Here is a 12,998-nt window from a genome sequence, read left to right as displayed (position 1 = left end):
CCGCGAAACCCTGTAGGAGCGAGCTTGCTCGCGAAGACGGCGGCACAGCAAACATTGATGTTGCCTGACCCACCGCTTTCGCGAGCAAGCTCGCTCCTACAGGAATTTCGCTTAACTGACTGGCATTAACGCTTGCCCGCGAAGGCGTCCGCACATTTGCCATCGCCCGGTCTGACGAAATACCTTCTGCGCGCCGAAACCAGTAAACTGCCGCACGTTTTTCGTTGAGTGTGTTTTTCATGCAAATTGCTTTGGCGCCCATGGAGGGGTTGGTCGACAACATCCTGCGGGACGTGCTGACCCGTGTGGGCGGTATTGATTGGTGCGTGACCGAATTCATTCGGATCAACGATCAATTGCTCACGCCTGCCTATTACCACAAGTTCGGCCCGGAACTGCTGACTGGCGCCCGGACCGCGTCCGGCGTGCCGCTGCGGGTGCAGTTGCTCGGCTCCGATCCGGTGTGCCTGGCGGAAAACGCCGCATTAGCCTGCGAGTTGGGTTCCAAGGTCATCGACCTGAACTTTGGCTGCCCGGCCAAGACCGTCAACAAATCCCGTGGCGGCGCGGTGCTGCTTAAAGAGCCTGAGCTGCTCAACGAAATCGTCGAACATGTCCGTCGGGCAGTGCCAGCGCACATTCCAGTGACCGCCAAGATGCGCCTCGGTTTCGATAGCCCGGACGGTGCGCTGGTTTGCGCCACGGCTCTGGCCGAAGGCGGCGCGGCGCACATCGTGGTTCATGCGCGGACCAAGACCGATGGCTACAAGCCGCCAGCTCACTGGGAATGGATCCCTCGGGTGCAGGACGTGGTCAAGGTGCCGGTGTTTGCCAACGGTGACATCTGGAGCGTTGAAGACTGGCGTCGTTGCCGCGAGATCAGTGGCGTCGAAGACATCATGCTCGGTCGCGGTCTGGTATCGCGCCCCGATCTGGCCCGACAAATCGCCGCCGCCCGCGCCGGTGAGGACGTCGTCGAGATGACCTGGGCCGAGCTGCTGCCACTGATTCAGGACTTCTGGCTGCAAGCCAAGGTGCAGATGACGCCGCGCCAATCGCCGGGCCGCTTGAAGCAGTGGCTGGCGATGCTGACCCGCAATTATCCCGAGGCGGTAGAGCTGTTCACCGTCCTGCGTCGTGAAACCGAACTGGATAATGTCTCGCGTTTACTGGGTCTGCAGGTATCTGAGGCGGCCTGAATCCACTTAAAAAAATCTGAAAAAAATCTCTTGAAAAGTAATCAGCGGCCCTTATCTAAGGATTACGCGATGCCGAATTCGGGTCGCGGAGACAAAAAAACTTGCTGATTATGTTCAGGAGATTTGAATCATGAGTACTGCATTTTCCCTGGCCCCACTGTTCCGTTCCTCGGTAGGTTTCGATCGTTTCAACGATCTGTTCGAAACCGCCCTGCGCAATGAGCCAGGCAGCACCTATCCACCCTACAACGTTGAAAAATACGGTGATGACCAATACCGCATTGTCGTAGCAGCCGCCGGTTTCCAGGAAGAAGACCTGGACCTGCAAGTGGAGAAAGGTGTGCTGACCATCAGTGGCGGCAAGCGTGACGCGGAAGAAAACGTCACTTACCTGTACCAAGGCATCGCTCAGCGCGCCTTCAAGCTGTCGTTCCGTCTGGCGGACCATATTGAAATCAAGGCCGCCGAACTGCGCAATGGCTTGTTGAGTATCGACCTGCTGCGTGTGATTCCGGAAGAAGCGAAAGCCAAACGCATCCCGATCAACGGGACGGAAAAACCGGCTCTGCAGCACTGAGTCAGAGCAACGAAAAGGGCGCCATCCACTGGCGCCCTTTTTTGTTAGCGTCATTTGAGCAGCTTCTGAAATTCTTCCACCAGCAACGGCCGGCTGTGCAAATACCCCTGATATAAATGGCAGCCCAGCCCCTGCAAAAACTCCAGCTGCTCCAGGGTTTCCACCCCTTCGGCGATGACTTCCAACTCCAGACTGCGAGCCATGGCGACGATGGCGCGAATGATTTCGGCATCGTTGGGGTCGGTGGTCGCGTCGCGGATGAATGACTGGTCGATTTTCAGGGTGTCTACCGGCAGGCGCTTGAGGTAGGTCAGCGAGGAATAGCCGGTACCGAAATCGTCCATGGCAAAGCTCACGCCGAGTTTTTTCAGGCGGCGCATTTTGCTGATGGTGTCGTCCAGGTTCTGGATGACGATGCCTTCGGTAATTTCCAGTTTCAGCAATGAGCAGGGCAGGCCGTGGCTGCCGAGGCTGTGCTCGATGCGTTCGACGAAATCGTTCTGACGGAATTGCCGGGGGCTGATATTCACGCACAAACTGAAATTGAGGGGGTCGATCAGGCCGTTGGCGCTCAGGTGTTTGAAGGCCGCGCAGGCTTCATCGAGGATCCACGTCCCGACCTCCAGAATCAGGCCGCTGTCCTCCAGGACTTTAATGAACTCGGTGGGCGATTGTGCGCCCAGCTGCGGATGGTGCCAGCGTACCAAAGCTTCGGCGCCGGTTATGCGGTTGTTTCGGGCATCCACCTGAGGTTGGTATTGCACGCTGAATTCACCCCGGGAAAGCGCCAGACGCAGATCGGTTTCCATGCGCAGGCGTTCGCTGGCGGCCTTCTGCATGGTGTTGTGATACATCTGCGTGGTGTTACGGCCCGAGTCTTTGGCGCGGTAGAGGGCGATGTCGGCGCGTTTGAGCAGGTCGGTCGGGGTCGATCCGTGGTCGGGAATCAGCGCGATGCCGATGCTCGGCGTCACTTGCAGACGCTGTCCGTCGAGGAACATCGGTTCGGACAGCAGTTCGCGCAGGGTGTCCGCCAATTCCCGGACCTGTGCGCTCACGTCGCTGCGCGAGCCTTCCAGTCCGCTGAGCAGTACCACGAACTCGTCACCGCCCAGACGCGCGACGGTGTCTTCCATGCGCACGCTGGCTTCTAGGCGCGCGGTGATGATCTTCAGCACCGTATCGCCCACCGGATGGCCGAGGGAATCGTTGATATGTTTGAAATGGTCAAGATCGAGGAACATCAACGCGCCGCGAAGGTTGTGACGCTTGAGCAGGGCGATCTGCTGGCTCAGTCGATCCATCAACAGGGCGCGGTTGGGCAGGTTGGTCAGCGGGTCGTGATAGGCCAGGTGACGGATCTGCGCTTCGGCGTTTTTCAGCAGGCTGACGTCCCGGGCAGTCAGCAGCAGGCAGGCGATTTCATTGAGGGTGATCGGCTCCACCGAGACTTCGACGGTCAGCAGCTCGCCGCGTTTGTTGCGCCCGAGCATTTCCTGATGGTGAACCCGGCCCTTGATCTGTAGCTCTGCCAGCAACGCTGAGCGTTGTTTCTCTTCGGCCCAGATGCCCACCTGATACACCGTGCGGCCGACCACTTCATCGGCGCGGTAGCCAGTCAGGCGACAGAAGCCGTCGTTAACCTCCAGGTAGCGTCCGGTGTCACGCTCGGTAATGGTGATGGCGTCGGGGCTGGAGTGGAAGGCCTTGGCGAACTTCTCCTCGCTGGCCTTGAGCGCCGCTTCCGAGCGTTGCTGCTGGGTGATGTCGCGCAGGGTGGTGACGATGCACGGCTGGTCGCCGACGCTGATCTGGCGGCTGGAGATCACGCAGGTCAGAGACTGCCCGTCCTTGTGTCGAACGATGATCGCCACATTGTTCAGGCCCTGTTCGCGGATGACCCGCTCGATCCTTTGCAGGCTTTTCGCCGAAGCGTCCCACAGGCCGATTTCGTCGGCGCTGCGGCCAATCACGTCGAGGGTATTCCAGCCGAATGTCTGAGTGAAACTGGAGTTGATCTCGATGAAGTGGCCGGTGTCCTGGCGTGTGACGCAGATCGGGTCCGGGCTGACCTGGAACAACGTGGCGAATTTCTCTTCCGACGCCACCAGTTGCTGTTCGCGTTCCACCTGATCAGTGATGTCCAGCAGTGTGCCGGCCATGCGCAGCGGGTTGCCGTGGTCATCACGGTAGAGTCTGGCGCGGCTTTCCAGGTAGCGCGAACTGCCGTCCTCCAACTGCACGCGGTACGTCAGTTGATAATTGCCGGCCGGGCCTTCGCGCAAGCTGCGGTAGGCGTCGCGCATGGTGTCGCGTTCTTCGTCGGGCACGCCTTCGAAAAACGCATCGAAGGATTCATGAAAGGGTTTGGGGTCCAGCCCATGTAACTGGGCGGCCCGCGCCGAGCCGTAAAGCATGCCGCTGGGAATGTGCCAGTCCCAGGTACCGAGTTGCGCCGAATCCAGGGCCAGGTCAAGGCGTTCCTGGCTGTCTTTGAGGGCATGCTCGGCGATTTTGCGTTCGGTAGTATCGAGGAACGTGCTCAGCAGATAAGGCTGGCCTTCGAGTTCGACCTTTTTCGCGCTGAGGATGCCGTCGTGAACCTGCCCGTTGCTGGCGCGAAACTGCACCTCCATGTTGATCAGCTCGCCTTTGGCCTTGGTGGCCTTGACCAGTTGCGTCCGTTGCTCCGGGTTGACCCAAAGGCCCAGCTCCAGCGTGGTTCGACCGATAGCGTCCCGCACCGGCCAGCCGAACAGGCTTTCGAAATACTGGTTGGCTTCGCTGATCAGCCCGTCCTCCTGACGGGTCAGCAGCACCATGTTCGGGCACAGGTGAAACAGCGTGGCGAAGCGTTTTTCCGAGTTGCTCAGCGCCTGTTCGCGCTGGCGCTGATGGGTGATTTCACGAATGACCCCAATCATTCGCGGCCGGCCGTTTTTGTCCGGCAGCAGGCTGCCGTTGATTTCCAGCCAGTGCAGGCTGCCGTCCGGCCAGCGGATGCGATGGTGCATCGCCTGTTCCAGCGGGGCGCCGGCGATCACCGCATGGAAGGCACGAATGGTTTTCGCCCGGTCTTCCTGGGGCAGCAGGTCGAGGTATTCCAGGTCTTCCGGCAATGGTTGCCGGGGATCGAAGCCGAACAACGCCTGAGTACCCCGGGACCAACTGATTTGCCCGCGCTCGATGTCCCAATACCAGGCGCCCAGCCGCGCACCGTTGAGGGCCGCCAGCAACTGCGGGGCGCTTTCCCAGCTCTGCTCGGACCGTTTGGGGTCAAGTGCCTGAATGCGCGGCATCGGCGGCATACGTTCAACAGATTTGGGCATGGATAACAGGCCTTGGGCTGAATTGGGCGTTAGGCACAGGGTTTTGGCGCTCTATAGGCGTAGCACAAAAGAAGAAGCACAGCTTAGCCGCGAGTCCCTGGCTGATCGATTTGTGCATCCAGCAGGGCCATAAAGGCCCGTGCAGCATTCGACAGCGTCCGTTCGGTGTGCAGGATATAGCCTAGCTGGCGAGTGAGCTGTATGCCCGGCAAAGGTATGCGCGCCACTTGATCGTCCAGCATGGTGCGCGGCAAAACGCTCCAGGCCAGGCCGATCGAGACCATCATCTTTATGGTTTCCAGATAGTTCGTGCTCATGGCGATGTTCGGCGTCAGGCCTTGGGCCTCGAACAGGCGCTGCACAATGTGGTGGGTAAAGGTGTTGCCACCGGGGAAAACCGCGGGGTGCAGGGCAATATCCGCCAGGCTGACGGGGCCGTTAGTGATCAGCGAATGCTCCGGGGCGACCACGAAATCCAGCGGGTCGTCCCACACAGGCGTGGCTTTGACCAGTACGTGAGGTTCCGGTGCAAGAGTGATTACCGCCAGTTCGGCGCGGCCATGGAGGATTTCTTCGTAGGCCACTTCCGAATCGAGGAACTGTATATCCAGCGCCACTTGTGGGTAGCGTCGAGTGAACTCCCTTAATAAGGGCGGCAAACGGTGCAGGCCAATGTGATGACTGGTGGCCAATGTCAGACGGCCGGTAACTTCGCCGGTGAGATTGGTCAGGGCGCGACGGGTGTCATCCAGCACATTGAGGATTTGATAGGCCCGTGGCAGCAGGGCGCGACCGGCTTCGGTCAAGCTGACTTCCCGGCCCAGTCGATCGAACAGCCGCACGTTCAATTGCTGCTCCAGCCCGGCAATGCGCTTGCTGATGGCTGGCTGGGTCAGGTGCAGCCGTTCGCCAGCGCCGGAGAAGCTTCCGGTCTCGGCAATCGCGATAAAAGCATTGAGGTTGGCGAGGTCCATGATGATGTCTCGGTGGCATTCCAACTGGTTATGCAAAGCATGAAAAATATGAATTTGAGTTATTTAATGTAACCCCCTAGGATCGACCTCACAAGCCAAAGGGTTATTGAAATGTTCAAAGCCCGGGGCATAGAAACAAGCTGATGAGGAACCGTCCGATGGCCGGCAAAACGCTCTACGACAAGCTCTGGGATTCGCATTTGGTCAAGCAGCGCGACGATGGCTCGGCGCTGATCTACATCGATCGTCACATCATCCACGAAGTGACCTCGCCGCAAGCCTTCGAAGGCCTGCGTCTGGCCGGGCGCAAGCCTTGGCGCATCGATGCCAACATCGCGACCCCGGACCACAACGTTCCGACCACCCCGGAGCGCAAGGGCGGCATCGAAGCGATTGTCGACCAGGTCTCGCGTTTGCAGGTTCAGACCCTCGACGATAACTGTGACGAATACGGCATCGTCGAATTCAAGATGAATGACGTCCGCCAAGGCATCGTCCACGTCATCGGCCCGGAGCAGGGCGCAACGTTGCCGGGCATGACCGTGGTTTGCGGCGACTCCCACACCTCGACCCACGGCGCGTTCGGTGCCCTGGCTCACGGTATCGGCACTTCCGAGGTCGAGCACGTGCTCGCTACCCAGTGCCTGGTCGCGAAAAAAATGAAGAACATGCTGGTGTCCGTCGAAGGCCAATTGCCGTTCGGCGTGACTGCCAAGGACATCGTCCTCGCGGTGATCGGCAAGATCGGCACCGCCGGCGGTAACGGCCATGCCATCGAGTTCGCCGGCAGCGCGATTCGCGATTTGTCCGTTGAAGGCCGCATGACCATTTGCAACATGTCCATCGAGGCCGGCGCTCGCGTAGGTCTGGTGGCCGCCGACGAAAAAACCGTGGCTTACGTGAAGGGCCGTCCATTCGCCCCGAAAGGCGCGGAATGGGACTTGGCCGTCGAAGCCTGGAAAGACCTGATTTCCGACGCGGATGCCAAATTCGACACCATCGTCGAGCTCGATGCCGCTCAGATCAAACCGCAAGTCAGCTGGGGTACCTCGCCTGAGATGGTCTTGGCCGTCGATCAGAACGTTCCCGATCCTGCGAAGGAAATGGACCTGGTCAAGCGTGATTCGATCGTCCGCGCCTTGAAGTACATGGGTTTGACCGCCAATCAGGCGATTACCGACATTCAGCTGGACCGCGTATTCATTGGCTCCTGCACCAACTCGCGGATCGAAGACCTGCGTGCCGCTGCTGTGATCGCCAAGGGCCGCAAAGTGGCTTCGACCATCAAGCAGGCCATCGTGGTGCCGGGTTCGGGGCTGGTGAAGGCTCAAGCCGAAGCCGAAGGCCTGGACAAGATTTTCCTCGAGGCCGGTTTCGAATGGCGCGAGCCGGGTTGCTCGATGTGCCTGGCGATGAACCCGGACCGTTTGGAGTCGGGCGAGCATTGCGCGTCGACCTCCAACCGTAACTTCGAAGGCCGTCAGGGCGCCGGTGGCCGTACGCACCTCGTGAGCCCGGCCATGGCCGCCGCTGCAGCGGTGAACGGTCGTTTCGTCGACGTCCGTGAATTGATTTAAAGGAGCGCAGCATGAAAGCTTTTACCCAGCACACTGGTCTTGTCGCACCTTTGGATCGTGCCAACGTCGACACCGATCAGATCATTCCGAAGCAGTTCTTGAAGTCGATCAAACGCACCGGTTTCGGTCCGAACCTGTTCGATGAGTGGCGTTACCTGGATGTCGGTCAGCCGTATCAGGACAACTCCAAGCGCCCGCTGAACAAGGACTTCGTCCTCAACGCCGAGCGTTATCAGGGCGCCAGCGTGTTGCTGGCCCGCGAGAACTTCGGTTGCGGCTCCAGCCGCGAACACGCGCCGTGGGCGCTGGAAGAGTACGGTTTCCGCAGCATCATCGCGCCGAGCTACGCCGACATCTTCTTCAACAACAGCTTCAAGAACGGCTTGCTGCCGATCATCTTGAGCGACGCTGAGGTTGATGAGCTGTTCCAACAGGTTGAGGCGACTCCGGGCTACCAGTTGCAGGTTGATCTGCAAGCTCAGACCGTGACTCGTCCGGATGGCAAGGTGTTGAGTTTTGAGATTGATGCATTCCGTAAGCACTGCCTGCTCAATGGCCTGGACGATATCGGCCTGACCTTGCAGGACCACGAGGCGATTGCCACGTTTGAAGCCAAGCATCGTGCGAGTCAGCCGTGGTTGTTTCGTGATGCGTGATTGATCCGAAATTGATGTAGGTAGGGCCGGCCTCTTCGCGAGCAAGCCCGCTCCCACAGTGATTTGCGCCGTTCACAAAACCTGTAGGAGCGGGCTTGCCCGCGAAGATGGCCGCCCAGACAACACAAGGCTAAACCCCAAAAGGAAGTCCCCATGACCAGCACCGCCCAGCACAGTCAGGTAGTACAAAAGCAATTCGGTGAACAGGCCTCGGCCTACCTGAGCAGCGCCGTACACGCTCAAGGCACTGAGTTCGCGCTGCTACAGGCTGAACTGGCAGGGCAGGGCGATGCCCGCGTGCTCGACCTCGGTTGCGGCGCCGGTCACGTGAGTTTTCACGTGGCCTCGCTGGTCAAGGAAGTGGTGGCTTACGACCTGTCCCAACAGATGCTCGACGTGGTCGCCGCTGCCGCTGTCGATCGCGGTTTGAACAATGTATCCACCGTGCTCGGTGCCGCTGAGCGCCTGCCGTTCGCCGACGGCGAGTTCGATTTCGTTTTCAGCCGTTATTCGGCGCACCATTGGAGCGATCTCGGGCTGGCCCTGCGCGAAGTTCGTCGGGTGCTGAAACCGGGCGGAGTGGCGGCGTTCATCGATGTGTTGTCGCCGGGCAGCCCGTTGTTCGACACTTACCTGCAAAGCGTCGAAGTGCTGCGCGACACCAGTCACGTGCGCGATTATTCTGCGGGCGAGTGGTTGCGTCAGGTCAGCGAGGCGGGATTGCATACCCGCAGCACTACGCGCCAACGGCTGCGTCTGGAATACACCTCCTGGGTCGAGCGCATGCGCACACCGCAGGTGATGCGCGCGGCAATCCGCGAGTTGCAGCAATCGATGGGCAATGAAGTTCGCGAATATTTCGAGATCGAGGCCGATGGTTCGTTCAGTACCGATGTGCTGGTGCTCTGGGCTGAGCGATAAGCTCTGAACGGTAAGCTCTGCAACATAAGCGCCGAGCGATAGACTTTTTCCGGGAGTGCCCAAGGGCGCACCGACTGATGACATGAGGAAAGCATGAGCAAGCAGATTCTGATTCTCCCGGGTGACGGTATTGGCCCGGAAATCATGGCCGAAGCGGTCAAGGTGCTGGAGCTGGCGAACGACAAGTACAGCCTGGGCTTCGAACTGAGTCACGACGTGATCGGTGGCGCCGCCATCGACAAGCACGGCGTGCCGCTGGCCGACGAAACCCTGGCCCGTGCCCGTGCCGCCGATGCCGTATTGCTGGGCGCCGTGGGTGGTCCGAAATGGGACACCATCGAACGTGACATCCGTCCTGAGCGCGGTCTGCTGAAAATCCGTGCGCAACTGGGCCTGTTCGGCAACCTGCGTCCGGCCATCCTCTACCCGCAACTGGCCGAGGCTTCCAGCCTGAAGGCAGAAATCGTCGCGGGTCTGGATATCCTGATCGTCCGTGAATTGACCGGCGGCATCTATTTCGGCGCGCCACGCGGTGTGCGTGAACTGGAAAGCGGCGAGCGCCAGGCCTACGACACCCTGCCGTACAGCGAAACTGAAATCCGCCGTATCGCCCGTGTTGGCTTCGACATGGCCCGGGTGCGCGGGAAGAAGCTGTGCTCGGTGGACAAGGCCAACGTGCTGGCCTCCAGCCAACTGTGGCGTGAAATCGTCGAGCAAGTGGCCAAGGACTACCCGGACGTCGAACTGAGCCACATGTACGTCGACAACGCCGCCATGCAACTGGTGCGTGCACCGAAGCAATTCGACGTGATCGTCACCGACAACCTGTTCGGCGACATTCTTTCCGACGAAGCGTCGATGCTCACCGGTTCCATCGGCATGCTGCCGTCGGCGTCGCTGGATGCCAACAACAAAGGCATGTACGAGCCGTGCCACGGTTCGGCGCCGGACATCGCTGGCAAGGGCATTGCCAACCCGTTGGCGACCATTCTGTCGGTGTCGATGATGCTGCGTTACAGCTTCAATCTGCAGGACGCGGCCGATGCCATCGAGCAGGCCGTCAGCCTGGTATTGGATCAAGGTCTGCGCACGGGCGACATCTGGTCGGCCGGTTGCACCAAGGTTGGTACGCAGGAAATGGGCGATGCAGTAGTCGCCGCGCTGCGGAATCTGTAATCTCTTTGGCCCGCTGCAACTTTCAACCATGAAAGCAGCGGCCCACTTTTAAGAAGGTGTAGTTGCGATGAAACGTGTAGGTCTGATCGGTTGGCGCGGTATGGTCGGTTCCGTGCTCATGCAGCGGATGCTGGAAGAGCAGGATTTCGATCTTATCGAGCCGGTGTTTTTCACCACTTCCAATGTCGGTGGCCAAGGCCCGTCCGTGGGCAAGGACATTGCTCCGCTCAAGGACGCTTACAGCATTGAAGAGCTGAAAACCCTTGACGTGATTCTGACCTGCCAGGGTGGCGACTACACCAGCGAAGTCTTCCCGAAACTGCGCGAAGCCGGCTGGCAGGGTTACTGGATCGACGCCGCTTCCAGCCTGCGCATGCAGGATGACGCGGTGATCGTGCTGGACCCGGTGAACCGCAAGGTCATCGACCAGCAGCTCGACGCGGGCACCAAGAACTACATCGGCGGCAACTGCACCGTCAGCCTGATGCTGATGGGCCTGGGTGGTCTGTTCGAAGCCGGTCTGGTGGAGTGGATGAGCGCCATGACCTATCAGGCGGCCTCCGGTGGCGGCGCGCAGCACATGCGTGAACTGATCAAGCAAATGGGTGTGACCCACGCCGCTGTCGCCGATCAACTGGCCGACCCGGCCAGCGCCATCCTCGACATCGACCGCCGTGTCGCCGAAGCCATGCGCAGCGACGCGTACCCGACCGAAAACTTCGGTGTACCGCTGGCCGGCAGCCTGATCCCGTGGATCGACAAGGAACTGCCAAACGGCCAGAGCCGCGAAGAGTGGAAAGCTCAGGCCGAGACCAACAAGATCCTCGGTCGCTTCAAGAGCCCGATCCCGGTCGACGGCATCTGCGTGCGCGTCGGCGCCATGCGCTGCCACAGCCAGGCGCTGACCATCAAGCTGAACAAAGACGTGCCGATCGCCGACATCGAAGGGCTGATCAGCCAGCACAACCCTTGGGTCAAGCTGGTGCCGAACAACCGTGAAATCAGCATGCAGGAGCTGAGCCCGACGAAAGTCACCGGCACCCTGAACGTACCGGTCGGCCGTCTGCGCAAGCTGAACATGGGTTCGCAGTTCGTCGGTGCTTTCACCGTCGGCGACCAACTGCTGTGGGGCGCGGCCGAACCGCTGCGTCGCATGCTGCGGATTCTGCTTGAGCGTTGATCGATTGATGTAATGAAGAACCCGCGCCTTGAAAGAGGCGCGGGTTTTTTTTCCACCGATCGTTCCCACGCTCTGCGTGGGAATGCCGCCATGGACGCTCTGCGTCCGCTCTTGAAGCAGTGACGCGGAGCGTCACGGGATGCATTCCCACGCAGAGCGTGGGAACGATCAGGATGGGGCGTGAATTGCCTCACTGCCAACCACCCGGTAAAGTGCCGCTCCCCCCGTTTCGCCAGAGGTAGAACCATGAGCCAGTCCTTCGATATTGCCGTGATCGGCGCCACCGGTACTGTCGGCGAAACACTCGTCCAGATTCTCGAAGAACGGGACTTTCCGGTCGGCAACCTGCACCTGCTGGCGAGCAGTGAGTCGGCCGGACATTCGGTGCCGTTTCGCGGCAAGAACGTGCGGGTGCGGGAAGTCGATGAGTTCGATTTCAGCAAAGTCCAGTTGGTGTTCTTTGCCGCCGGCCCGGCGGTGACCCTCAGTTTCGCTCCGCGTGCCACGGCTGCCGGTTGCTCGCTGATCGACCTGTCCGGCGCCTTGCCGGCCGACCAGGCGCCGCAAGTGGTGCCCGAGGCCAATGCTGAAATCCTGAGCGGTTTGAAAAAGCCCTTTCAGGTCAGCAGCCCAAGCCCTTCGGCGACGACGCTGGCGGTGGTGCTGGCACCGTTGCTCGATGTGCTCGACCTGCAGCGCATCAGCCTGACTGCCAGTTTGGCGGTGTCTGCCCAGGGTCGCGAAGCCGTCTCCGAGCTGGCCCGGCAAACCGCCGAGCTGCTCAATGTGCGTCCGCTGGAGCCAGCGTTCTTCGATCGCCAGATGGCTTTCAACCTGCTGGCGCAAGTCGGTACGCCGGATGCTCAGGGTCATACGCTGCTGGAAAAACGCCTGGTGCGCGAGTTGCGTCAGGTCATGGCGCTGCCTTTATTAAAGATTTCCGTCACTTGCATTCAAGCCCCGGTGTTTTTTGGCGATAGCTTTAGTGTGACCTTGCAGTCAGCGAGCGCAGTCGACCTGGCGAAAGTCAACGCTGCGCTGGAAGCGGCGCCCGGTATCGAACTGGTCGAGGCGGGCGATTACCCGACCCCGGTAGGCGATGCGGTAGGGCAGGATGTGGTTTACGTTGGTCGGGTTCGCAGCGGGATCGACGACCCGGCGGAACTTAATGTGTGGCTGACGTCAGATAACGTACGCAAAGGCGCCGCGCTCAATGCGGTGCAGGTGGCTGAATTGTTGATAAAAGACCTGCTGTAAAAGATACTTGGCGACAATTTATCGAATGATTCCCGTCGAGCGTCATGCTTGGCTGGAATGCTTAAGGTGAGCCACCCCGCAGGGCTTTCCATTGCATGAATGAAATGATCGCGCGCGACGACCCTTCGCCGCCGCGCGCAATGCCTTACGGC

10 protein-coding genes and 1 pseudogene are annotated in these 12,998 nt (G+C 60.0%); 8 read left to right on the top strand and 3 right to left on the bottom strand.

From position 1 onward, the window contains the following. Window positions 1-241: pseudogene (locus tag MEB48_RS27765) on the bottom strand (hypothetical protein); the annotation flags it as partial. Here MEB48_RS27765 and MEB48_RS27760 point away from each other — a divergent pair. Continuing rightward, window positions 240-1,199: a tRNA dihydrouridine synthase gene (locus MEB48_RS27760; protein ID WP_237886928.1), complete on the top strand. Its 960-nt coding sequence runs from the start codon at window positions 240-242 to the stop codon at window positions 1,197-1,199. The pseudogene MEB48_RS27765 and the gene MEB48_RS27760 sit on opposite strands and share 2 nt — an antisense overlap. A 130-nt stretch (window positions 1,200-1,329) precedes the next feature. Further along, window positions 1,330-1,776 (top strand): Hsp20 family protein, encoded by a 447-nt coding sequence (locus MEB48_RS27755; protein WP_237886927.1) that lies wholly within the window; start codon window positions 1,330-1,332, stop codon window positions 1,774-1,776. Window positions 1,777-1,826: 50 nt separating this feature from the next. On the opposite strand, the gene MEB48_RS27750 is transcribed toward MEB48_RS27755, so the two are convergent. Together MEB48_RS27750 and MEB48_RS27745 are read right to left on the bottom strand one after the other, a co-directional pair. Then, window positions 1,827-5,105: a sensor domain-containing protein gene (locus MEB48_RS27750; RefSeq protein WP_237886926.1), complete on the bottom strand. Its 3,279-nt coding sequence runs from the start codon at window positions 5,103-5,105 to the stop codon at window positions 1,827-1,829. Window positions 5,106-5,188: 83 nt separating this feature from the next. After that, window positions 5,189-6,079: a LysR family transcriptional regulator gene (locus tag MEB48_RS27745; protein ID WP_237886925.1), complete on the bottom strand. Its 891-nt coding sequence runs from the start codon at window positions 6,077-6,079 to the stop codon at window positions 5,189-5,191. A 158-nt stretch (window positions 6,080-6,237) separates the two neighbouring features. On the opposite strand from MEB48_RS27745, the gene leuC reads away from it, so the two are divergent. The 6 genes from leuC (at window position 6,238) to MEB48_RS27715 (ending at window position 12,846) form a co-directional block, all read left to right on the top strand. Beyond that, window positions 6,238-7,656, top strand: coding sequence for a 3-isopropylmalate dehydratase large subunit (gene leuC / locus MEB48_RS27740; protein ID WP_237886924.1), 1,419 nt, complete (start codon window positions 6,238-6,240; stop codon window positions 7,654-7,656). Window positions 7,657-7,667: 11 nt separating this feature from the next. Continuing rightward, a complete protein-coding gene (gene leuD, locus MEB48_RS27735; protein WP_007905962.1) occupies window positions 7,668-8,312 on the top strand; it encodes a 3-isopropylmalate dehydratase small subunit in 645 nt (214 codons plus the stop codon). A gap of 153 nt (window positions 8,313-8,465) precedes the next feature. Continuing rightward, a complete protein-coding gene (locus tag MEB48_RS27730) occupies window positions 8,466-9,233 on the top strand; it encodes a class I SAM-dependent methyltransferase (RefSeq protein WP_237886923.1) in 768 nt (255 codons plus the stop codon). 93 nt (window positions 9,234-9,326) lie between these two features. After that, window positions 9,327-10,409 (top strand): 3-isopropylmalate dehydrogenase, encoded by a 1,083-nt coding sequence (gene leuB, locus MEB48_RS27725; RefSeq protein WP_237886922.1) that lies wholly within the window; start codon window positions 9,327-9,329, stop codon window positions 10,407-10,409. A gap of 67 nt (window positions 10,410-10,476) precedes the next feature. Next, entirely contained in the window at window positions 10,477-11,589 is a 1,113-nt protein-coding gene (gene asd / locus MEB48_RS27720; RefSeq protein ID WP_237886921.1) for an aspartate-semialdehyde dehydrogenase, read from the top strand. A 246-nt stretch (window positions 11,590-11,835) separates the two neighbouring features. Further along, a complete protein-coding gene (locus MEB48_RS27715; RefSeq protein WP_095052130.1) occupies window positions 11,836-12,846 on the top strand; it encodes an aspartate-semialdehyde dehydrogenase in 1,011 nt (336 codons plus the stop codon). Window positions 12,847-12,998 lie beyond the last annotated feature (152 nt).

The organism is Pseudomonas sp. PGPR40 (assembly GCF_022014505.1).
Classification (GTDB): domain Bacteria; phylum Pseudomonadota; class Gammaproteobacteria; order Pseudomonadales; family Pseudomonadaceae; genus Aquipseudomonas.
Note: the sequence above shows the minus strand (reverse complement) of the source record. Positions and strands in the feature narration are given on the sequence as shown.

Coding starts and splice junctions, on each gene's coding strand:
- MEB48_RS27755 (WP_237886927.1), top strand. CDS start 1,330: ATGAGTACTGCATTTTCCCTGGCCCCACTGTTCCGTTCCTCGGTAGGT.
- MEB48_RS27750 (WP_237886926.1), bottom strand. CDS start 5,105: ATGCCCAAATCTGTTGAACGTATGCCGCCGATGCCGCGCATTCAGGCA.
- MEB48_RS27715 (WP_095052130.1), top strand. CDS start 11,836: ATGAGCCAGTCCTTCGATATTGCCGTGATCGGCGCCACCGGTACTGTC.
- asd (WP_237886921.1), top strand. CDS start 10,477: ATGAAACGTGTAGGTCTGATCGGTTGGCGCGGTATGGTCGGTTCCGTG.
- leuC (WP_237886924.1), top strand. CDS start 6,238: ATGGCCGGCAAAACGCTCTACGACAAGCTCTGGGATTCGCATTTGGTC.
- leuD (WP_007905962.1), top strand. CDS start 7,668: ATGAAAGCTTTTACCCAGCACACTGGTCTTGTCGCACCTTTGGATCGT.
- MEB48_RS27760 (WP_237886928.1), top strand. CDS start 240: ATGCAAATTGCTTTGGCGCCCATGGAGGGGTTGGTCGACAACATCCTG.
- MEB48_RS27730 (WP_237886923.1), top strand. CDS start 8,466: ATGACCAGCACCGCCCAGCACAGTCAGGTAGTACAAAAGCAATTCGGT.
- MEB48_RS27745 (WP_237886925.1), bottom strand. CDS start 6,079: ATGGACCTCGCCAACCTCAATGCTTTTATCGCGATTGCCGAGACCGGA.
- leuB (WP_237886922.1), top strand. CDS start 9,327: ATGAGCAAGCAGATTCTGATTCTCCCGGGTGACGGTATTGGCCCGGAA.